The organism is Marinobacter sp. JSM 1782161 (assembly GCF_011421605.1).
Classification (GTDB): Bacteria; Pseudomonadota; Gammaproteobacteria; order Pseudomonadales; family Oleiphilaceae; genus Marinobacter_A; species Marinobacter_A bohaiensis.
The window spans coordinates 2,641,939-2,663,698 of sequence record NZ_WSSA01000002.1 but is presented as its reverse complement, the minus strand read 5'-3'; the positions used below and the strand labels follow the sequence as shown (position 1 = coordinate 2,663,698).

18 protein-coding genes are annotated in these 21,760 nt (G+C 64.6%); 11 read left to right on the top strand and 7 right to left on the bottom strand.

Annotated features, from left to right (window positions below):
- Positions 1-441: 441 nt before the first annotated feature.
- Together GQB00_RS11860 and GQB00_RS11855 are read left to right on the top strand one after the other, a co-directional pair.
- Positions 442-2,436, top strand: a complete 1,995-nt coding sequence (locus GQB00_RS11860; RefSeq protein WP_111493458.1) for an alkyl/aryl-sulfatase — start codon at positions 442-444, stop codon at positions 2,434-2,436.
- Between the two features lie 70 nt (positions 2,437-2,506).
- Positions 2,507-3,340, top strand: coding sequence for a transporter (locus tag GQB00_RS11855; RefSeq protein ID WP_228160479.1), 834 nt, complete (start codon positions 2,507-2,509; stop codon positions 3,338-3,340).
- 9 nt (positions 3,341-3,349) lie between these two features.
- On the opposite strand, the gene GQB00_RS11850 is transcribed toward GQB00_RS11855, so the two are convergent.
- Complete coding sequence (locus GQB00_RS11850; protein WP_165856359.1) at positions 3,350-4,132, bottom strand: spermidine synthase; 783 nt, start codon at positions 4,130-4,132, stop codon at positions 3,350-3,352.
- A 42-nt stretch (positions 4,133-4,174) separates the two neighbouring features.
- A complete protein-coding gene (locus GQB00_RS11845) occupies positions 4,175-5,245 on the bottom strand; it encodes a transporter substrate-binding domain-containing protein (RefSeq protein WP_165856358.1) in 1,071 nt (356 codons plus the stop codon).
- A 310-nt stretch (positions 5,246-5,555) separates the two neighbouring features.
- On the opposite strand from GQB00_RS11845, the gene GQB00_RS11840 reads away from it, so the two are divergent.
- From GQB00_RS11840 to GQB00_RS11830, 3 genes are all read left to right on the top strand, one after another.
- Positions 5,556-7,733: a cytochrome c3 family protein gene (locus tag GQB00_RS11840; RefSeq protein WP_228276702.1), complete on the top strand. Its 2,178-nt coding sequence runs from the start codon at positions 5,556-5,558 to the stop codon at positions 7,731-7,733.
- 115 nt (positions 7,734-7,848) lie between these two features.
- Positions 7,849-9,303 (top strand): membrane-bound lytic murein transglycosylase MltF, encoded by a 1,455-nt coding sequence (mltF, locus tag GQB00_RS11835; protein ID WP_165856356.1) that lies wholly within the window; start codon positions 7,849-7,851, stop codon positions 9,301-9,303.
- Positions 9,304-9,471: 168 nt separating this feature from the next.
- Entirely contained in the window at positions 9,472-10,365 is an 894-nt protein-coding gene (locus GQB00_RS11830; protein ID WP_165856355.1) for a sulfotransferase family protein, read from the top strand.
- A gap of 12 nt (positions 10,366-10,377) precedes the next feature.
- Here the strand turns inward: GQB00_RS11830 and GQB00_RS11825 are convergent, their stop codons facing one another.
- From GQB00_RS11825 to phnD, 5 genes are read right to left on the bottom strand one after another with little or no spacing between them, the layout of a single operon-like run.
- Positions 10,378-11,340, bottom strand: coding sequence for an HAD-IIA family hydrolase (locus GQB00_RS11825; protein WP_165856354.1), 963 nt, complete (start codon positions 11,338-11,340; stop codon positions 10,378-10,380).
- Between the two features lie 2 nt (positions 11,341-11,342).
- Complete coding sequence (phnE, locus tag GQB00_RS11820; protein ID WP_165856353.1) at positions 11,343-12,152, bottom strand: phosphonate ABC transporter, permease protein PhnE; 810 nt, start codon at positions 12,150-12,152, stop codon at positions 11,343-11,345.
- On the bottom strand, positions 12,149-12,970 hold the full coding sequence (gene phnE, locus GQB00_RS11815) for a phosphonate ABC transporter, permease protein PhnE (RefSeq protein ID WP_111493474.1): 822 nt from the start codon (positions 12,968-12,970) through the stop codon (positions 12,149-12,151). Before phnE (GQB00_RS11815) ends, phnE (GQB00_RS11820) begins: the two co-directional genes overlap by 4 nt.
- Positions 12,967-13,779 carry a phosphonate ABC transporter ATP-binding protein gene (gene phnC, locus GQB00_RS11810; RefSeq protein WP_111493476.1) on the bottom strand — a complete coding sequence of 271 codons (813 nt, stop codon included), beginning with the start codon at positions 13,777-13,779 and terminating at the stop codon, positions 12,967-12,969. Before phnC ends, phnE (GQB00_RS11815) begins: the two co-directional genes overlap by 4 nt.
- Positions 13,780-13,793: 14 nt before the next feature.
- The gene (phnD, locus tag GQB00_RS11805) at positions 13,794-14,741 is read right to left on the bottom strand and encodes a phosphate/phosphite/phosphonate ABC transporter substrate-binding protein (protein WP_111493478.1); all 948 of its coding nucleotides are present in this window, start codon (positions 14,739-14,741) and stop codon (positions 13,794-13,796) included.
- Between the two features lie 377 nt (positions 14,742-15,118).
- Between phnD and dctP the strand changes: the two genes are divergently transcribed.
- The 6 genes from dctP (at position 15,119) to glcE (ending at position 21,759) form a co-directional block, all read left to right on the top strand.
- Positions 15,119-16,228 carry a TRAP transporter substrate-binding protein DctP gene (gene dctP / locus GQB00_RS11800; RefSeq protein ID WP_165856352.1) on the top strand — a complete coding sequence of 370 codons (1,110 nt, stop codon included), beginning with the start codon at positions 15,119-15,121 and terminating at the stop codon, positions 16,226-16,228.
- Positions 16,229-16,373: 145 nt separating this feature from the next.
- Positions 16,374-17,081 (top strand): TRAP transporter small permease subunit, encoded by a 708-nt coding sequence (locus GQB00_RS11795; protein WP_111493482.1) that lies wholly within the window; start codon positions 16,374-16,376, stop codon positions 17,079-17,081.
- Positions 17,081-18,631, top strand: coding sequence for a TRAP transporter large permease (locus tag GQB00_RS11790; RefSeq protein ID WP_165856351.1), 1,551 nt, complete (start codon positions 17,081-17,083; stop codon positions 18,629-18,631). The genes GQB00_RS11795 and GQB00_RS11790 overlap by 1 nt, the downstream gene beginning before the upstream one ends.
- 108 nt (positions 18,632-18,739) lie before the next feature.
- On the top strand, positions 18,740-19,165 hold the full coding sequence (locus GQB00_RS11785; RefSeq protein WP_111493486.1) for a GlcG/HbpS family heme-binding protein: 426 nt from the start codon (positions 18,740-18,742) through the stop codon (positions 19,163-19,165).
- Between the two features lie 75 nt (positions 19,166-19,240).
- The gene (locus GQB00_RS11780) at positions 19,241-20,698 is read left to right on the top strand and encodes an FAD-linked oxidase C-terminal domain-containing protein (RefSeq protein ID WP_165856350.1); all 1,458 of its coding nucleotides are present in this window, start codon (positions 19,241-19,243) and stop codon (positions 20,696-20,698) included.
- Positions 20,695-21,759 carry a glycolate oxidase subunit GlcE gene (glcE, locus tag GQB00_RS11775; protein WP_165856349.1) on the top strand — a complete coding sequence of 355 codons (1,065 nt, stop codon included), beginning with the start codon at positions 20,695-20,697 and terminating at the stop codon, positions 21,757-21,759. Before GQB00_RS11780 ends, glcE begins: the two co-directional genes overlap by 4 nt.
- Position 21,760 lies beyond the last annotated feature (1 nt).

Below are 21,760 nucleotides of genomic sequence, written 5' to 3'. Positions count from 1 at the left end.
GAGCTCCAGGCTGTTGTACAGTGGATATTTTTCGAACGCCTTCTACGCTTACAGGAGGCGTTTCAATGAAACGTCTTGTTTACGTCTGAGGCGGTTGGCCCGTTGAGAGGGAGTCCACGGGCCACCGAAGTAGCGACGGTGAGGCAGGGTCTTTGCCCTGCGCCATTGCAGATGGAGTTGCTGGTCATAGCTGTCGGATGCCTCAAGTGTGTCGAGGCCATAGAGTCACTCCGCATCCTGCCTGAACCAGATCGATATCGCGTGCCGTCCTGCCGTACCCGAACAACAGGTTATCTCGAATTGCGGTCGGGCGTGTGTGACGCCCTCCTGTGATGGTCGATGCGCCGCACCCGTTGGCGCCGATCCCAGCCAAGTGGAAGGCACGTGGTATCGGTTTTCGTCTTCCCTTGAGTCTCAAGCTCGAAAGGGAGTCATCCAGACATGAATATGCAACACCTGTTCCAACGCCATCGGCTGCTTTCCGGCCTCGCCGCCGGCTTGCTCGCATTCGGTGCGGGCACTGCCCCGGCTCAGGACGCCGCCACGGACGCGACGCGATCCGCCAACCAGAAACTCCTGGAAGAACTGCCGTTCAGCGACCGGCAGGATTTCGATGATTCCAGCCGGGGCTTCATCGCTCCGTTACCCGACAACGGCGTCATCAAGAATGAGAAGGGCGATACCATCTGGGACGCCAGCCAGTTCATGTTCGCCAGGGACAAGGACGCGCCCGACACGGTCAACCCCAGCCTCTGGCGTCAGCTCCAGTTGCTGGCCCAGCCCGGGCTGTATGAAGTCACCGATCGCATCTATCAGGTGCGCGGGGCCGATCTCTCCGGTATCACGTTCATCGAGGGCGATTCGGGGATCATCGTGATTGATCCCTGTATCTCTGCGGAAACCGCCAAGGTGGCTCTCGAACTCTACCGCGAGCATCGCGGGGACAAGCCGGTCACGGCGGTGATCTACACCCACAGTCACATCGACCATTTCGGCGGCGTTCGCGGCGTGCTGGATGAAGCCGACGTCGAGGCTGGCAAGGCCAAGGTCGTGGCGCCGGAAGGTTTTGTCGAGGAAGCGGTCAGCGAGAACGTTTTCGCGGGTAACCACATGACTCGCCGCGCCGGTTTCATGTACGGCAACCTGATTGAAAAAGGGCCGCAAGGCAGTCTGGGGACAGGGCTGGGGCTCTCCACCTCGACGGGCACCGCCACATTGATTGAGCCCACCGATCTCATCACGGAAACCGGACAGAAAATGACCCTGGATGGCGTCGAGTTCGAGTTCCTGATGGCGCCGGGCAGTGAGGCGCCGGCGGAGATGCATTTCTACGCGCCCGAGCTGAAAGCGCTCACCACTGCGGAGAACGCCACCCACACCATGCATAACCTCTACACCCTGCGCGGGGCCAAGGTGCGCAACGCCAAGGCGTGGTCCGGTTACCTGCACGCCTCCCTGGAACGCTGGGGCGATGAGGTGGAGGTGCTCTACGCGCCGCACCACTGGCCCATGTGGGGCAACGAAAACATCGTCAACCACCTCAAGAAGCAGCGAGACCTGTACAAGTACATCAACGACCAGACCCTGCGTCTGGCCAACCAGGGCTACAACATGATCGAGGCGGCGGAGATGATCGAGCTGCCGGACGAGCTCGACCAGTACTGGCCCAGCCATGGCTACTACGGCAGCCTTAACCACAACGTGAAGGCCACCTGGAACTTCTACCTGGGCTGGTTCGACGGCAACCCGGCGCGCCTGCATCCGTTGCCCCCGGTGGAAGCCGGCGACAAGTTCGTGGAGTACATGGGCGGGGCCGACGCCATCCTGGAAAAAGCTCAAAAGGACTACGACGAAGGCAACTACCGTTGGGTCGCCCAGGTGCTGGACAAACTGGTCATGGCCCAGCCGGATAACCAGGAAGCCAAGGATCTGATGGCGGCCGCCTTCACGCAAATGGGCTACCAGGCCGAGAGTGGGCCGTGGCGTAACTTCTACCTGTCCGGGGCCAAGGAACTGCGTCAGGGCGTCAAGGTATTGCCGATGCCCAACACCAGTTCGCCGGATATCGTGAAAAGCATGCCCATGGAAATGTTCTTCGACTTCCTGGCGGTGCATGTGGATGGCGAGAAGGCGGCGGGGAAAACCATCGTCATGAATATTGAACTGCCGGATCTGGACAAGCGCTATGGCCTGGTGCTGGAGAACGCGGTTCTGAACTACTACGCCGAACCGCAGGATGAGGCAGATCTGTCGATTTCGGTCACCCGCGAGAACTTCAACAAAGTCATCATGGGGCAGTCGTCCCTGCAGGATCTGATCGAGGCGGGCGATGCCACGATCGATGGGAATTCCAGCCAGTTCGACGAATTCCGGTCGACGCTGGTTGAGTTCGACCCCTGGTGGCCGATTGTGACGCCTAAACAGGCCGCTATGTAATGGTTTGCGGCGCCGGCACGCATAGTGCGGCCGGCGCCCGGAATGTGTTGGCCAGTCAGGGAGAATCATAATGATGGAAATAAGGCGTCTATCGGCGCGAACCGGTAACTTTGCGGTAGGTCTGGCGGTGGCGCTGGGGGCCAGTCTGTCCAGCCCGGCAGCCTGGGCGCAGGACGCGTCCGACCTGGCCAAGCAGTTGGCCAATCCCGTCGCCAGTCTGATTTCGGTGCCGATCCAGTCCAATTTCGACTGGAACATCGGCCCGGAAGACGACGGCGAACGCCTGACGGTCAACGTCCAGCCGGTGGTGCCCTTTTCGCTGAATGACGACTGGAACCTGATCAGCCGGACCATCCTGCCGATCATCGATCAGAGCGATATTTTCCCCGGGGCGGGCAGCCAGTCCGGGCTGGGGGACACGGTCCAGAGCCTTTTCCTGTCGCCGGTGGAACCCACCGCCAACGGCTGGATCTGGGGTGCCGGGCCGGTGTTCCTGTTGCCGACCGGAACGGACGACCTGCTGGGCTCGGATAAATGGGGCCTCGGCCCGACGGCCGTGGCGCTCAAGCAGTCCGGCCCCTGGACCACCGGCGGCCTGGCGAATCACATCTGGTCCGTGGCCGGGGACGACGACCGCGAGGACGTGAGCCAGACGTTCGTCCAGCCGTTTTTCACCTACACCACACCCACCGCGCTAAGCGTTACCCTGACCGCCGACTCCACCTACAACTGGAAAACCAACGACTGGACGATCCCCGTCGGGCTGTTCGCCGCGCAGGTGTTTAAGGTCGGATCGCAGACGATGCAGGTCCAGGCCGGGCCACGCTATTACGCCGAAAGCCCGGACAGCGGCCCCGAAGGCTGGGGCGCGCGGGTCAACATCGTGTTTCTTTTTCCCAGGTAGAATCGTGGATCAGGCGGTCGTTTCCTCCGCCTCAGCCATCGCCCGATACTGCGGCATCAACTTCTCCACCAGTCCGCTCCAGCCGATGGGCAGACGCTTTTCCAGCGCGGCCAGGGTGGGGTCACTGGATGGGGGGATCGCGACCGGCTGCTTGCTGGCGTAGATCACGTAGTTGTTGGTCCGGGTGCGGTAGAGCATGACTTCGGGAAACAGCCGCGCCAGATGGCGGACGAGGGTGCCGTCCCGGGCCGGGGCCAGGTGGAAGTTCATGGCCAGCCAGCCGGTGTCGCTGAGCACCCGGCTGCACTGGTCGATGAAGCGACGGTGGGCCTGCACCGGGCTCATGCGGTCGGCGCTGTAGAGGTCGGTGAGGATCAGGTCGGTGCTGGTGTCGGGCATGTCGCGCAGGGCCGGACGCACGTCGGAGACGCTGATGCGCACGCGCGGGTCGTCCGGCATGTGGAAATATTCCCGCGCCACGTCCACCACCGCCTGGCGCAGCTCCACGCCGTGGATGTCACAGTCCGGCAGCAGCCGGTGCAGGGCGCCGATCATCACGCCGCCGCCGACACCCAGCACCGTGGCCCGCGCCGGCTCCGTGAACGCCAGCGGCAGCAGCATGGCGCGGTTGTATTCGTGCACCGGCAGCCAGGGTTTCCGGCGGGCGATCTTGCTCTGTTCGAACACCGAGTCGAAAGTCAGCACCCGGTGCTTGCGGTAATCCAGAACGCGGATGGGACCCAGGGCATCCCCGGTCTCGTAGGTGACGTTGCCGTTGAGGCGGAAGGGCATAATCAGGCTTCTTGCGAGTGTCCGCCCCTATCCTACGCCAGATCAGTCCCGCCGTCCCAGGTAGCGATCGATGGTCGCCTGCCAGCCGGGGGATTCGGTGACCGCCAACACTTCCGCCGATACGGACTCGCGCAGCGGGCTGCCCTCGGGCAGGGCCAGGGCGTAGAGCTGCTGTTCGAACACGCCCGGCAGCACCGTCAGCGGCCGGCCTTCCTGCTGGTTGCGGTATTGCAGCAGGGCCTGGTCGTAGACGATGGCGTCGGTGTCGCCGCTGGCGGTGGAGCGCAGGGCGCTGGTCAGGTCGGGGTACAGCGAGTGGCGCACGCGCTGTTCTTTGAGGTACTCCTCGCTGGCGGTGCCGGCGACGGTAGCGATGTGGTTTCCGGGCAGATCGGAGGGACCCTGGATCTGGTTCTGCAGGTTGCTGACGGTCAGCGACGAGGTGATCGCCGCGGTAAAGCTGGCCACCATGATCAACCCGGCGAACATCCACACCAGCGCGATCAGGCGCCCGGCCAGGGACACCGGCGCCTTGTCGCCATAGCCCACGGTGGTCATGGTCACCGCCGCCCACCAGAAGCTGGAGCCGATGCCCTGGGCCGGTGTGCCGCCGAACTGCTCCGGATTACGCCGCCGCTCCACCAGCCACAGCGCAAAGCCCACGGCCAGCAGGAGTGCCGCGAGGCCCACGATGACGCTCAGGAACTGCCAGCTCACCAGCGCCCTGAACGTGCTGAACAGGCTGGTTTCCGGCACCGGCGGAATCGCGATGGACAGGCCGGTCTGATAGAACGGGTGGCTGAAATCGAAGCGGTTTTCCCGGTCGGCGGTCATGGTCAGCGCGCCCACGGCGACGTCGATCTCGCCGCTTTCCACCTGCTCAAGCAATTCGCGAAAGGGCAGGGGCTCGTACTCGAAGTCCCGTCCCAAGTCGTCGGCGATCTGCTGCCACAGCTCGATGCTGATCCCGGACCACGTGCCGTCGTCGTCCTGGATGACAAACGGGGGGACTTCGGTGATACCCACTTTGAGGGGCGTGGTGGATTGGCCGTAGGACAGGGAACAAAGCAGGGTAAGCGCAACAAGAGCCAGCAAACGTCCGGGTAACCGCATCGTGAATCCTTGGTTTTCGATGTTGTGTGTTGTCTAAACGATAGGTTTCCAATGCATACGTCGCAAACGGCTTCCGGATGCATGCCGCGCGGAATCCAGCCCGACCAGTGGCAATCTCCCGGTTTCCTTCTAGGCTTATCTCAGGCGTCTCGAAATGTATAACGGCTTGGCCAGCAAGGGAATTACCGCCGGGTCGACGAGCGGGGTGCCGTTCAGTGTTCGCCCACCGGGTACCACTCCCTGAGCAGAGGTTGATGTCTTGAGCAGACGATGGATGTGTCTGGTTTTGTTGTGCCACGTGGGTGTCGTTATGGCGATGGAACGGGGTGTATCCCTGCCGGATGCGGCCGGCTACGTTGGTACCGAAACCTGCGCCGGCTGCCACCAGACAGCGACCGCCGACTGGCGGGATTCCCACCACGATCTGGCGATGGAGCCGGCCACGCCGGACACCGTGCTCGGCGATTTCGACAATGCCCGCTTTGACTACTACGGCACGGAATCCCGCTTTTTTCGTCGCGGCGACGATTTTTTCGTCCGTACCGACGGCCCGGACGGCGAACTGGCGGACTTTCGCATCGCCTACACCTTCGGCGTGGAACCGCTGCAGCAGTACCTGATTGAGATGCCCGGCGGCCGCCTGCAGGCACTCAGTATCGTCTGGGATGCCCGCCCCGAAAGCGACGGCGGGCAGCGCTGGTACCACCTGTTTCCGGACGAGCCAATCCGGGCTGGCGATCCGCTGCACTGGACCGGGCGCGACCAGAACTGGAACTTCATGTGCGCCGACTGCCACTCCACCAACCTGCAGAAAAACTACGACCGCGAATCGCACACCTACGCCACCACCTGGAGCGAGATCGATGTCGCCTGCGAAAGCTGCCACGGGCCCGGTCAGCCCCACGTGGAGGCGATGCAGGCGGACAACTGGGATCTGCCTCACAGCGGTTTCCAGCTCTCCCTGTCCCGGGCGGAAACCCGGGTCTGGGCCATCGACCCGAAAACCGGCAATCCGCACCCCTGGCAGAGCGGCCCCGAAGCCCAGCCGGAGCTGGAAGTCTGCGCCCAGTGCCATTCCCGCCGCGCCACCCAGTTCCACGGCGCGCGCCCGGACGACGGCCTGTTCAACCATTTCATGCCGTCCCTGCTGGAAGATGGCCTGTACCACGCCGACGGCCAGATCGACGGGGAAGTCTACGTCTACGGCTCCTTCGTGCAGAGCAAGATGCATCAGGCGGGCGTGACCTGTTCGGATTGCCACAACCCCCACAGCCTGGCGCTGAAAGCCGAGGGCAACGCCGTCTGCGGCCAGTGCCACCAGGTCTCCAAGTACGACGCGGAAACCCATCACGGCCACCCCCAGGGCAGCCCAGGCGCCCAGTGCGTGAATTGCCACATGCCCGAGAAAACCTACATGGGCGTCGACGACCGGCGCGATCACAGCTTCCGCATCCCGCGTCCGGACCTGAGCGTCGAGCTGGGCGTGCCCAACGCCTGTACCCAGTGCCACGACGACCGCGATGCCCAGTGGGCCGCCGAGGCCCTGGAGAAGCGCCACGGCGAACCGCCGCAGGGGCATTTCGCCCGGGCGCTGTACGCCGGGCGCTACGGTGGACCGCAGGCGGAACAGCGGTTGTCCGACCTGATCCTCGATACCACCCAGCCGGCCATCGCCCGGGCCACGGCGGTGTCGCTGCTGCCGCGCTACCTGTCCCAGCAATCGGCGCCGGTGCTGCAGCAGGCCAGCCGCTCCGACGATCCGTTGATCGCTTTGGGTGCCGCCGAGTCGCTGGATGGCCTTCCCCAGCAGTACCGTCCCATGTTTGGCCTGCCCGGCCTGTACGATGGCCACCGGGTCATTCGCAGCCTGACGGCCAGCAGCCTGTCGCCCTCAAGCATTCCCGCCAATCCGCCGGATCTGCGGCAGCGCTATGACGCGGCGCTCGGCGAATACATCGAATCCCAGCGCAACAACGCCGACCGGCCGGAGTCGTTGACCAACCTGGGGGACATCCGGGGCCGGCAGGGAGACGCCGAAGCATCGGAGGCCAGCTACCGCGACGCCATCGACCTGGCGCCGGAATACACCCCGGCCTACGTCAACCTGTCGGATTTCCTGCGCAGCCAGGGCCGTGATGAGGCGGGGCGCGAGGTGCTGGAACAGGGATTGAGCCGCGTGCGCGATCCGGCGCCGATTCATCACGCCCTGGGGCTACTGCTGGTGCGCCAGAAGCAGCTTGGCGCCGCGTTGCCCCACTTGCGTCAGGCGGCGGAGGCGCCTTCGGCCAGCACCCGCTATCGTTATGTGTATGCCGTCGCGCTGCAGTCCAGTGGCGATGTGCGCCGGGCCATCGAGGTGTTGGAAATGACCCACAACGACGATCCCGGCGACCGCGACGTGCTGGCGGCTCTGGTGTCCTACCTGCGCGCGACGGGGCAGGCACAGAAGGCGGATTTCTACGCCCGTCGACAGGCGGGCGGTGGTTAGCGGGCATCCGTCGGGCATCCGCTGACGTAATCGGCTGGAAAAAAGAAAGCAATCAGGAAAACAGAAAACAGGAAGCAGGAAGCAGGAAAAAACAGAACAACGGGGAGATCCCATTATGAGATCGACGGTTCCCTGCCTGGCCACGCTGTGCTTATCGCTCACGCTGGCCGCGTGCGACACACGGGATGACACTTCGAAGGATCAGGCCGCGACCGCCGGCGGGACGGACTCGCCACCGGCCGAAACGCCGCGTGAAGAGCAAGATCGCCTGCAGCCGCCCGGCGAAAGCGGTGTGTTGCGGGTGGTCACCCGCAACGGTTCCACCACCTATTACCTGGACCGTCTGGAGGAGCCCGCCGGTCCCGAACACGACCTGGTGCAGGCGTTCGCCCGGCAGCAGGGCTGGGCGGTGGAATGGGTTGTGGTGCCGTCCACGGCCGAGGTGCTCCAACGTTTGCGGGCCGGTGATGTGCATCTGGCCGCCGCCGGCCTGACCCATCTGGCCTCGCGGGACGCCGCGTTCCTGCGCGGTGGCCAGTATCGCGCCATCACCGAGCAACTCGTGTGCAACCGGGCCCTGCGCCCGTTGCCGGATACGGCGGCGGAAATGGCCACCTTTAACATCCGCGTTACGGCCGGCTCCAGTTACGTGGAAACGCTCGCGGCGCTGCAGGCCGAGAACCCGGAGATCCTGTTCGAGGAAGACGACCGCATGAGCACCGAACGCCTGCTGGGCCAGGTGGAGCAGGGCAAGCTCGACTGTACGGTCGCCGACTCCAACATCGTGCAGGTGAACCGGCGCTACATGCCACACCTGGACATCGCCATGGATCTGACGCCGTCACAGTCGCTGGGGTGGTACCTGCCCAAGGAGTATGAGGCGCTGGCCCAGACCACCCGCGCCTGGTTCGACAGCGACAGCGGTGCGCTGGCGGCCAACAGCGTCGACTACCGCTACTACGCCTACATCAGCGAATTTGACTTCGTCGATTTGCGCGCCCTGAACCGGCGCATCGACGACCGGTTGCCCAAATACAAACCGCTGTTCCTGCAGGCGGAAGAAAGCACCGGCCTGCCTGCCGACCTGCTGGCGGCCCAGTCCTACCAGGAGTCCCATTGGGACCCGCAGGCGCGCAGCCCCACCGGTGTGCGCGGGTTGATGATGCTGACCCTGAACACCGCCAAGGCCTGGGGTGTGGAAAACCGGCTGGACCCGGTGCAGAGCGTGGACGGCGGCGCCCGCTACCTGGCCGACCGCCACGAGCGCCTGCCCGAGACCATCCCCGAGCCGGACCGTACCTTCCTGGCGCTGGCCAGCTACAACGTCGGCCGCGGCCACCTGCTGGACGCCCGCACCCTGGCCCGGAAGCTGGGCAAGAACCCGGATTCCTGGTCGGACATGAAAGACGTGCTGCCGCTGCTGGCGGAAGAGGAATACTACGCCCAGTTGCGCTACGGCTACGCCCGGGGCTATGAGCCGGTGCACTACGTCACGCGCATCCGCAACTACCGGGACGTGATCGAGAGCGCGTTTACCGGGGCCGGGGTGACGGCCACAGGTGGGGATTAAGGCGCCCGTTGAAACCGCACAATTGGCCCGCTACGGAGCGGTGCCCGGCCAGGGAAGGCAAGCTGTAGAATACATACTCTTTACTATCGTAAAGTTAGGTTAATTAGGTTGTGGCTATGGAAGCGGCCTCCATATACTGCTCGCGATTGCTGTCTATGGAGTTGCCGTATGCCCCGCCTGAGGTCTCGCCTTAAACCTCGTTCGCTCGCCCGGTCCCTGTTTTGCCGCTTGCCCCTGCCCGGCGTAAAACGCCCGGTGTTTATCGTCGGCTGCGGTCGTTCCGGCACCACGATTTTCGGAACCGCGCTGTCCCGGCACGATGCGGTCACCTATCTGAACGAACGGCGTGATCTCTGGTTCTCGGCGTTTCCCGAAACGGATATCTGGAGCCGCAAGGCGGTCCGGCGCGGTGGCCGGCTCTGCCTGGACGAACAGCACGCCGACCCGGTCCGGAGCCGCAAGCTGGCCCGCCTGTTCCGCTTCGAGACCCTGCGCCGGCGGCGGCCGATACTGGTGGAAAAACTGCCCATCAACAATTTCCGGCTGCCGTTCATCCGCGCCGCTTTCCCGGATGCCCGCTTCATCCACATCTACCGCAACGGCCTGGAAGTGGCCCGCTCCATCGAACGCTTCAAGGCCGAAAAGCCCTGGTTCGGCGCGGACGGCTACAAGTGGCAGCGCCTGGCGCATTTCGCCGGGAGCCATCCGGACTACGCATCGCTGGCGCCACACTGCCTGAGCGACTTCCAGCGCGGGTTGCTGGAGTGGCGCATGAGCACCGAAGCGGTGGTGGATTTCCTGGCGACCCTGCCGCCGGAGGATTTCATGGAGATCAGCTACGGCGAACTCATGTCACGACCCTGCGAGACGCTGGAATGGGTGCAGGATTTCATCGGCCTGGAACGCGATCCCGCCGTCGCCGGGTTCGCCCGGCAGGCGCTGTCACGCCGCAGTGAACCGGTGGGCGGGGAGGACTTTCCGGACGAGCTGCGGACCCTGGGCGGCCCCTTGCTGCCGAAGTCCATGGCGGGGTTTGGAGGGCTGGTAGCAGGCCTCGGCTGACAGGGGCCGGCTTCAGATCGCCGGCGCCTGATACGTCGGGAATATGCCTGAACGCTCCATACAGCGGCCCGCGTCGAGGCCCTTCAGGGCGCCGTGTTCGGTCACCAGCAGGGTGCTCATGCCGGCGCTTTGCCCGCCCAGGATGTCGGTATGCAGGGTGTCGCCGACCATCAGGACCCGATCCGGATCGGGGTTGCCAAGACGGGCCATCGCCGCCTCGAAAGCGGGCGTATAGGGCTTGCCATAGAACACCGGCGTGATACCGGTTCGGTCCACCAGTTGATGGGCGAAGAAACCGGGTTCCAGGGTCAGGCGGTCGCCGCGCGGGGCCACCAGATCCGGGTTCGCCACTTCCAGCGGGCGCGGGTAGCTGGACAGGCTGGCTTCCAGTATGGACTGGTGGGATCGGGTCCAGTCCTGGGTGCTCAGGAACAGGAAACCGTCGCAGCGGTCCATGCGTTCGCGCAGGCTGCGGTCGGCGTTGCCGTGAATGGCGAGGGCGTTGACCGGCAGGGTTTCCGGGCGCGCATGGGGCGGGGCAATCACGCCCCACAAGCCCTGGCGCGGGTTCTCGGCGAGGGCCTGTTCGAGCAGCCAGCGGCTGCAGATCAATTGCTCCGGTTCGATGGCGAAGCCAAAGCGGCGGTACTTGGCGACCAGGTCGCGGGTGCTGGCGGTGGCGGCGTTGGACAGAATCAGGCAGCGTTTGCCCGCCTTCTGCAGTTCGGCGAAACGGAACACCGCGTTGGGCAGCGGCCGGTCGCCGGTGTTGAGGACACCGAAGGCGTCGAACACGAAGGCGTCGAACAGCGCCGTCAGACCATCCAGCGAGTGGTAGACCGACGGTGGGCGCGTGGTGGCAAGTGGCGAACGGCGCGGCAGGCGATGGCGAATGCGTTCGTATTCCGAAAAGGCCCAGCGGGGGGTCGGCGGCATCAGGTCGTGCACCGCCGATAACGATTCCGATGTTGTCATGACTACAGGACTGCCTGTCTCACCCGGGCCGAAACCCATTCCGAGAGTACCACCGTGGCCAGGATGACGATGAAGATCATGGTCACCTGGGGCCAGGCCAGTACGTTAAGCGATGCCTGTAACTGTAGACCCAAACCACCGGCGCCGACCAGCCCCAGGATGGTGGATTCGCGGATGTTGATGTCCCAGCGGAACACGCTGATGCCCCAGAAGGTGGGCAGCACCTGCGGCACGATGCCGTAATCGATGATCTGCAGCCTGGAACCGCCGGTGGCGCGCACCGCCTCCACCTGTTTCTCGTCGATTTCCTCGATGGCCTCATACAGCAGCTTGGCGACAAAGCCGATCGAGCGCAGGCCGATGGCGATGATTCCCGCCAGCAGTCCCGGGCCGATGATGGCCACCAGCAGCAGCGCCCAGATCAGCGAGTTGATCGAGCGCGAGGCGACGATGATCAGCAGCGCGACGGGCCGCACCAGGTACACGCTGGGCGTGGTGTTACGGGCCGCCAGGAAGGCCACCGGCACCGCGATGATGACGCCCAGCAGCGTGCCCAGGGTGGCGATGTTCAGGGTGTCCCAGAGCGGCTCCCACAGGGTGTTGATGTAGCCCCAGGCCGGCGGCACCATGCGCCCGCCGATGTCGGCCGCCTGGCGCGGGGCGTCGGTGACGAAGGCCCAGATGGTGTCCCGGGTCATCACCTGCCAGCAGAACACGGTCAGCGCCACCAGCCAGAACCAGCCCACCCAGCGCAGTAGGCGCTGCTTCGGGGTGCGGTATTGCCATTGCGATTCGTGGGTCCCGGTCGTCATTGCACCCACCGCCTTACATGGGAGGAGCTGTATTCCACCAGCAGCACGATGGCGATGATGATGATCAGGATGGCGCCGGCGGAGTCGTATTCGTAGCGGTCGATGGCGGTGTTGAGCGTTGCGCCGATGCCGCCGGCGCCGACGATGCCGATCACCGCCGATTCGCGGAAGTTGATGTCCAGCCGATACAGGGACAGGCCGATCAGACGCGGCATCACCTGGGGCTGCACGGCGTAGTTCACCACCTGCCACCAGCCCGCGCCGGTGGCCCGCACCGCTTCGATCTGCACCGCGTTGCAGGCTTCGATGTCCTCGGCCAGCAGCTTGGAGAGGAAGCCGATGGTGGCGAACGCCAGGGTCAGGAAGCCGGCAAACGGGCCAAAGCCGAACATGGCCACCAGCAGGATGGCGATGATGATCTCCTGGAACGAGCGCGACACGGTGATGATCGCCCGGCACAGCAGGTACACCGGCATGGGTGTGAGGTTGCGGGCGGCGCCGATGCCGATCGGCACCGAAATCAGGATGCCGGCCACGGTGGAGGTCACCGTCATGGTCAGGCTCTCGATCAGTCCGGCCTGGATGTCGTCCCAGCGGCTGGTGAAGTCCGGCACCAGGAAGCCCTGCACGAAGCGCCAGCCCCGTTCGAGGCCTTCGTAGACGCGCATCCAGTCCACCTCAATGGACTGCACCGCCAGGACCAGGTAGACCAGCGCGCCGATGTAGATCGTGCGGCGCCAGCCGGTGTGGGTGAACAGCGCCGGTGGGCGTTTCCAGGGGCGCGGCGCGTTGGATTCGGGGGTGGACGACGCGGTCACAGGCCCTCCGCCACGGACAGGTTGCCGGCGTCGGATTCGGCGTGCTCGCCGTCCCCGCGCAGCTGGTTCCAGTCCTCGTCGCCATAGATGGTGGTCAGCACCTCGTTGCCCAGATCATCCGGCGGTCCGTCGAACACCACCTGGCCGTTGCGCAGGCCGATGATGCGGTCGGCGAACTGCTGCGCCAGCATCACGTCGTGGATGTTGATGATCGCCGGCAGGTTGCGCTCGCGGCACATGCTCTGGATCAGGCGCATGATCTGGCGTGAGGTCTTGGGATCGAGCGACGCGGTGGGTTCGTCCACCAGCAGCAGCTCGGGATTCTGTTCCAGGGCGCGGGCGATGCCCACCCGCTGGCGCTGGCCGCCGGACAGGGCGTCCGCGCGCTTGTTGAAATGGTCGCCCAGACCCACCCGCTCCAGCAGGGCGAAGGCCTGGTCGATGTCCGCCTGGGCGTAGCGGCGCAGGAAGGAGCGCCAGGCGGAGACGTAGCCGAGACGGCCGGAGAGCACGTTCTCCATCACCGTCAGCCGCTCCACCAGGGCGTACTCCTGGAAGATCATGCCGATGCGCCGGCGCGCCTGGCGCAGCGCACGCCCGTTGAGGCGGGTCAGGTCGGTGCCGCCGAGCAGCACCTGACCGGCGGTGGGCTCCACCAGCCGGTTGATGCAGCGGATCAGGGTGGATTTGCCCGCACCGGAAGGGCCGATCAGCCCCACCACCTGACCGGCGGGAATGGTGAAGCTGACGTCGGTCAGCGCCTGGTCGCCGGTCTTGTACGTCTTGGATACGGCCTTGAGTTCCAGCACGGGCTATCCGGTCCTTATTGGCAGTTGTACTGGACGCCGTTGGCGGCGTCGATCTTGCGGATCACTTCCCATTCCTTCTTGAAGGTGATGGGGATGAACTGCGCCTCGCCAGACTTGGAGAACTCCTCCTGCAGGGAGGTGCCTTCCCAGTCGAAGGTCGCGAACGCGTCCTTGATCTGCTCCTGCAGCTCCGGCTTGAGGTTGTAGGCCATGCCGTAGCCGGTGGTGGGGAAGGTCTGGGAGGTGTAGACCGTCTTGATCTGGTCCTCGCTCACCACGTCACGGCGCAGCATGCGATCCAGTACCGAGTTGGCGATGGCGGCGGCCGGATAGTCCTTGTTGGCCACGCCCAGGATGGAGTTGTCGTGCTTGCCGGAGAACACCGGTTCGAAATCCTCGCCGGCGATCATGTTGTAGTCGGCCTTGAGGATGGCGGACGGCGCCTTGAAGCCGGAGTTGGAGGTCTGGGAGGTGAACGCCAGCTCCTTGCCCTTGATGTCCTCCACTTCCTCGATGCCCGAGCCCGGGTAAGTGATGATCTCCATCTCATAGCCGAAGGAGCCGTCCTCGGACGCCATCATGGTGAACGGGCGGAAACCGGCGCAGGCCACGGCCAGCGGGTTGGAGCCGGTGTTGAAGCCGGCGATGTGCAGACGCCCGGCACGCATGGCTTCGATCTGGGCGGCGTTGGACTGTACCGGGAAGAACTGGACCTTCTTGCCGGTCTTCTCGGACAGGTAGTCGAGGAAGTCCGACCAGGCGTCCTTGTAGACCGCCGGGTCTTCCACCGGGGTGTAGGCGAAGATCAGCGTGGACGGGTCCACCTGCTGGGACGGGTCGCTGGGAATGTCCGCCACCAGGTCGCCGTCGGCGTCGGTGTAGCGGCTGTCGAGTTTGAATTCAGCGTGGGAGAGCGCCGGGCACAGCAGCGCAGCACAGGTAAGGGCGAGCAACTTTTTCATGGTTTTTTATCCCTGGTCGTTGAACCTGGTTTGTTGTTCCGGCAGTCGCCGACAACCTCCGCGGCACTGCACGGTCTCAAGTCGCTCCCTACGTTATAGCAGCCAAATGGCAGTTTTGTGACAGCACGGGATAACTGCTTTTCCCTCAATTGGTTACACGTTCATGGCTGGCTAATTGTGGTGATAGCCTGGGTTTATTGCTCAATTTCTGGACGAAACCGCGATCTGTGACGATGCTCTAGTTTGGTACAGCAACAATCAGAAAAAGCATCTTTCCAGAAACAGCCGGACCCTCCCGGGCCCGGATTGCCTGTGCCCGGAGGAGCCTCCGACAAGGCCCCGAACGCTGACAACAACAAAGATTGGGGACAACGCAAATGACGACACGTGCAAGCGGAATCATCCGAAAGACCGTGGCTTTTCGCCGTGGTTTCCTGAGCGCCCTGGCGCTGGCGACAGCCTCCCTGTTCGCGACTTCGTCCGCCTCGGCGGCCACCACCTGGAAGATCCAGTCCGTCTGGGATGCCGGCACCGTGGGCTATTCGCTGTTCGAGGATTGGTGCGACAGCATGGAGAAGAAGAGCGGCGGTGAGCTGGTCTTCAAGTGCTTCCCAGCCAAGGCGGTGGCGGCGGACAACAACGCCCTGTTCGAAGCGGTGCGCAACGGCGTGCTGCAGGGCATGAACCCGTTCACCCTGTACTGGTCCGGCAAGATCCCGGCGACGGTGTTCCTGTCCTCCTACCCGGCCGGCCCGGATCAGCCGCACCAGTGGGACACCATGTTCTATTCCCTGGGCATGCTTGAGAAAACCCGGGAGATCTACCGCAAATACGGCCTGTTCTACGTGGGGCCCATCCAGCATGACGCCAACATCATCCACTCCAAGGAGCCGGTCAGCAGCCTGGACGACCTCAAGGGCATGAAGATCCGCGTGCCCGGCGGCATGGTGGCCGAAGTGTTCCAGCAGTTCGGCGTGTCCACCGTCAGCCTGCCCGGTTCCGACATCTTCCCGGCCCTGGAGAAGGGCACCATCGACGCGGCCGACTACGTGGGCCCGGCGGTGAACTGGGAACTGGGCTTCTCCCAGGTGACCGACTACATCCTGTTCGGACCGCCGGGGGTGATGTCCATCTACCAGCCGGTGGACCTGATGGACCTGACCGTCAACCTGCGCGCCTGGAACAACCTCTCTCCAGAGTTGCAGCAACTGGTCGAGGACGAAGTGCGCATCTACTCCCAGAAACACTACCTGACCATCCAGAAGCGCAATGTGGAGGCCATGGAGAAGTTCAAGGAAGCCGGGGACACCGTCTCGCGCCTGAGCACGGACGACCTGCAGCGCTTCCGCCAGGCCGCCATTCCCATCTGGTACAAGTGGGCCAACAAGGACGAGGACGCCCGGGCCATCTTCGATATGCAGCTCGAATACATGATGAATGAGACGGTGGGGTACGTGAGCCCGGAAGATATCGAAGGCATGGAGTAACACCCGCGAACAGCGCCGCCGTATCGACCGGCGGTGCCTGCGAGGTCGATAAAACAACAACAGGCGGGCGGGCTGGTTCAGGCCTGCCCCATCGAGCCCCCGGCGGCTGAAACGCCGGGGGCTCGGGCGTGTCCCGGGGGAAACCATGTCCGATCTGGAAGGCTTTGGATTCGTACTGCCGCACTGGCTTTATTGGGGCTGGCTGGCGGTCATGCCGTTGCTGATGATGGCACTCGACCGCTGGTACCAGAAACGCAAACCGGCCGAGCCTCGCGATGAGACGGCCACACCCGGCGAGGGGCAGGACGCGGAAGATACCGTCTACACGCGCCACCCGGATGCCGGCGTCAATTGGTTTACCCGCACCATCGACTGGATCAGCGAGCACTCCGGCGTGTTCGTGGCCTTCTGGACGGTGAACGCGGTGTGCTTCTATTTCTTCGAAGTGGTGATGCGGTATGTGTTCAACATGCCCACCATCTGGGTGCACGAGGCCAGCTTCCTGCTGCTGGGGATGCAATATCTGCTGGCCGGCGCCTTCGCCATGCTGCACGGCGCCCACGTGCGGGTGGACGTGCTCTACAACCTGCTGCCCGAGCGCGGCCAGGTGGGCATGGACATCTTCACATCCATGTTCTTCTTCATCTTCGCGCTGATCCTGGCCATCACCTCCTGGACCTTCTTCCAGAACTCTCTCTCGATGAAGGAAACCACCGTGGAAACCTGGGGCATCCAGTATTACCCGGTGAAGTTCATGATGCTGGTGGGCGCGGTGCTTATCTTCCTGGCGGGCCTGTCCAAGCTGATCAAGGACATTGCCCTGTTTGTCCGTCTGGGTAAGGAGGGCGCCTGATGAGCACCGACACCGGCAAGTACAATCCGGCGGCCAGCGCCGCGAACCGCATGATCGGCCAGTTCGGTACCTGGCTGATGATCATTGCGACCGTGTCCCTGGCCTTTATCATCGCCGTCGAGCTGATCAACATCCTGTTCTACGACCCCTACGGCGACGAGTATTTCCTGTTCCGCCTGGCGGGCAGCCTCTACGGCGTGGAAATCAGCACGCTGACCTTCCTCATGTTCGGCTCCCTGCTGGTGGCGCTGATGATGGGGCTGCCGCTGGCGTTTGTGACCGGCGGCCTGGGGGTGGTGTTCATCTACCTGGTGGGCGATGCGCTGATGCTCAACATCGTGCCCAGCCGCATCTTCCCGATGATGACCAACTCCGACCTGGCGGCGATCCCGCTGTTCATCTTCATGGCGGCAATGCTGGAGCGGGCCGGGCTGATCGAGGAGATGTTCAACGTGGTCTACAAGTGGATGGGCGGCCTCAGCGGCGGTCTGGCCTCGGCCACTATCCTCGCCTCCACCATCCTCGCGGCCATGGTGGGCGTGATCGGCGCGGCGGTGGTCACCATGGGCATCATCGCCCTGCCGGCGATGCTCAAGCGCGGCTACGATCACCAGATCGCCCTGGGGTCGATCATGGCCGGCGGCACCCTGGGCATCCTGATCCCGCCGTCGATCCTGGCGATTCTCTACGCGGTGGTGGCCCAGCAGTCGGTGGGCGAGCTGTACCTGGGCTCAGTAGTGCCGGGGCTGATGCTGTCGGGCATGTACATCGCCTACGTGCTGATCCGCACCGCCATCAACCCCAAACTGGGGCCGCCGGTGGCGAAAGAGGAACGCATCTCCCTGGGCCAGAAACTGCTGCTGCTCAAGGACCTGATCGCGCCGCTGATCTTGGTGGCGTTGGTGTTGGGGCTGCTGTTCGGCGGCATCGCCACGCCGGTGGAGGCGGCCGGTATCGGCTCCTTCGGGGCCATGGTGGTGGCGGTGATGCACAAGTCCTTCTCCATCCAGACCCTCAAGGAAGCGTCGATCACCACCGCCAAGGCATCGGCCATGGTGCTGTGGATCATGTTCGGCGCCTCGGTGTTCGTGGGCTTCTACATCCTGCAGGGTGGCCAGGACTTCATCACCAACGCCATCCTGGGCACCGGCCTGTCGCCCTACGGCATCCTGTTCCTGCTGATGTTCCTGCTGGTGGTGCTGGGCATGTTCCTGGACTGGGTGGGCATCCTGCTGCTGGCGGTGCCGATCTTCATCCCCATCGTCGAGTCGCTGACCTTCGACGGCCTGTTCGGCCTGCCGGCGGTGCCCGGCGAGGACGTGGTGCTCTGGTTCGGTGTGCTCTACCTGGTGAACATGCAGATGTCTTTCCTCAGCCCGCCGTTCGGTTACGCGCTGTTCTACATTCGCGGCGTGTGCCCGCCGGAAATCTCCATGGGCACCATCTTCCGTTCATCGCTGGTGTTCCTGGCGCTGCAGTGCGTGGGGCTGGCCATGTGCATCCTGTTCCCGGCGGTGATCACCTGGCTGCCGAGCATCGTCTATGGCTGACGGTAAGCGGGGATGAAGACGGTTCCGATAAAAGTCGCATGATGGATCCGGCCGTCCCCGTTTATAGTCGGGGACGGCTTTCCATCGAATGAACAAGGAGACACTGCAATGCTGACACTCAAACGCCTGGACATCGCCGACGCCCGCATCCTGATCGAAGGCGCCGCCGCCAAGGCCCGGGAGATCGGCGTGCCCATGTGCATCGCCATCACCGACGAATCCGGCAACCTGGTGGCGTTCGAACGCATGGACGGCGGCAAGACCTCCAGCGTCATCATCGCCCAGGACAAGGCCTACACCGCCGCCGCCGCGCGCAAGGCCACCCACGAGTACAACGCCGCCAACCAGCCGGGCCAACTGGCGTTCGGTATCCACACCGAAGTGGGCGGGCGCATCAGCTCCGTCGGCGGCGGCCTGCCGGTCAGTGTCGACGGCGAGGTGGTCGGCGGCATCGGCCTGAGTTCCGGCACCCCGCAGCAGGACATGGAGTGCGCCCAGGCCGGGCTGGACTATTTCCTCGAAAAGCGGGGTTGATTCGGCCGCTTCTCCCTGTAAATCTAAGAACAACGACAATAATAGATCGGCCATTCATGGCCGGGAGAGAGCCCGATGGCTACCGAGTCCACGGTCGATCGTGCGGAGCTGGCGCGCCGGTTCCGGACGTTCATCGACCCCGATTTCGTCATCGAGGATGACGAAACCATCCGTCCCTACGAATGCGACGGCCTGTCGATGTACTGCGAGATGCCGTTGCTGGTGGTCCTGCCCGAGACCGTCGAGCAGGTACAGCAGGCCATGCGCCTGTGTCACGAGCTCGGCGTCCCGGTGGTGGCCCGCGGTGCCGGTACCGGTCTGAGCGCCGGCGCTATGCCCCACAGGGACGGCGTGGTGCTGTCCCTGGCGAAGTTCAACCGCATCCTCGAGATCGACCCGCTGGCCCGGACCGCGCGCCTGCAACCCGGCGTGCGCAACCTGGCCATCAGCGAGGAGGCCGCCCAGTACGGCCTCTACTACGGGCCCGATCCGTCCTCCCAGATCGCCTGCACCATCGGCGGCAACGTGGCCGAGAACTCCGGCGGTGTGCACTGCCTCAAGTACGGGCTGACCGTGCACAACATCCTCAGCGTGGAAATGGTCACCGTGGACGGCGAGGTGGTGATCGTCGGCAGCGACGGCCTGGACAGCTGCGGCATGGACCTGCTGGCGCTGATGACCGGCTCCGAGGGGCTGTTGGGCATCGTCACCGAGGTGAAGGTCAAACTCCTGCCCAAGCCGGAGAAGGCCCAGGTGGTGATGGCCGGTTTCGACTCGATCCAGAACGCCGGCGACGCGGTGGGCGGCGTGATCGCCCAGGGCATTATTCCCGGAGGCCTGGAAATGATGGACGGCTACGCCATCTCCGCCGCCGAGGATTTCGCCCACGCCGGCTACCCGCGCGAGGCGGCGGCCCTGCTGCTGTGCGAGGTGGACGGCACCGAGGAGGAAGTGCAGGAGCACATCGAACAGGCCGAGAACCTGTTCCGTTCGTTCGGCGCCACCTCGGTGCGCACCTCCCAGAGCGAGCAGGAGCGGGCGCTGCTGTGGAAAGGCCGCAAGTCCGCGTTCCCGGCGGTGGGCCGCATCTCGCCGGACTATTACTGCATGGACGGCACCATTCCCCGCGGCCAGCTGGCCTACGTGCTGACGGAAATGCAGAAGATGTCAAAGGAATTTGGCCTGCGGGTGGCCAACGTGTTCCACGCCGGCGACGGCAACATGCACCCGCTGATCCTGTTCGATTCCAACGTCCCCGGCGAGTTCGAGCGCACCGAAGCCTTTGGCAGCCGTATCCTGGAGCTGTGTGTCAGGGTCGGTGGCTGCATCACCGGCGAGCACGGCGTGGGCGTGGAGAAGATCCGCCAGATGGCAGTGCAGTTCGGTGACCTGGAGCTGACCCAGTTCCATGCCCTCAAGGCGGCCTTTGACCCGCAGGGCATTCTCAACCCGGGCAAAGGGGTGCCCACCCTGCGCCAGTGCCAGGAATACCGTGCCCTGGAACCCAAGCAAGCCCCTGCGGAGGCCGGATGAGCGACCAGACCGAACACCTGCAGGCGCAGGTCCGCGCCGCGCTGCAGGACAACCGCAAGCTGGCCATCGTCGGTGGCGGCAGCAAGGCGTTCATGGGGCGGCAGAGCGACGTGCCCTGTGATTCGCTGGAGCTGTCCGGCCACAGCGGCATCGTCGACTACCAGCCGGTGGAACTCGTGCTCACGGTGCGCGCCGGCACGCCGCTGCGCCAGATCGAGGCGGCGCTGGCGGAGCACAACCAGTGCCTGTCCTTCGAGCCGCCGCATTTTTCCGAAAGCGCCACCATCGGCGGCACCCTGGCCTGCAACCAGTCCGGCCCCGGCCGGCCCTGGACCTATTCCGTACGCGACCAGGTGCTGGGGCTGCGTCTGATCAACGGCCACGCGGAGCACCTGCGCTTTGGCGGCCAGGTGATGAAGAACGTGGCGGGCTACGACGTGTCCCGCCTGCAGGCCGGCGCCCTCGGCACGCTGGGGGTGATCACCGAGATCAGCCTGAAAGTCATGCCGCGCCCGGCCCACAGCCTGACCCTGGTGCAGCCGATGCCAATGGAGGATGCCATTCCCTTCATGAACCAGCGCGCCGGCGAGCCCAAGCCGTTGACCGGCGCCTGCTGGCTCGACGGCCAGCTCTACCTGCGCCTGTCCGGCGCCCGGTCGGCGGTGGAGGCCACGGCCCATCACTGGCCCGGCGAGGTGATCGAGGACGCCGAGCGTTTCTGGGCCGACCTGCGCGACCAGCGGCTGGATTTCTTCGCCGGCGACGCGCCGCTGTGGCGCTTCTCGGTCAGTCCGACGGCTCCCAATCCCCCGCTCGACGGCCCCTGGCTGCTGGACTGGGGCGGCGCCCAGCGCTGGTATCGCGGCGAGGCCAACCTGTCCGACATGGAGCCTCTGGCGGCCGCCGCCGGCGGCCAGGTCAGCCTGTTCCGGGGCGGCGACCGCAGCGGCGAGGTGATGCATCGCCAGCCCGAGGCCCTGCGTGGCCTGCAGCAGCGTCTGAAACAGGCCTTCGATCCCCAGGGCATTTTCAATCCCGGACGTCTCTACAGCGGGTTGTAAT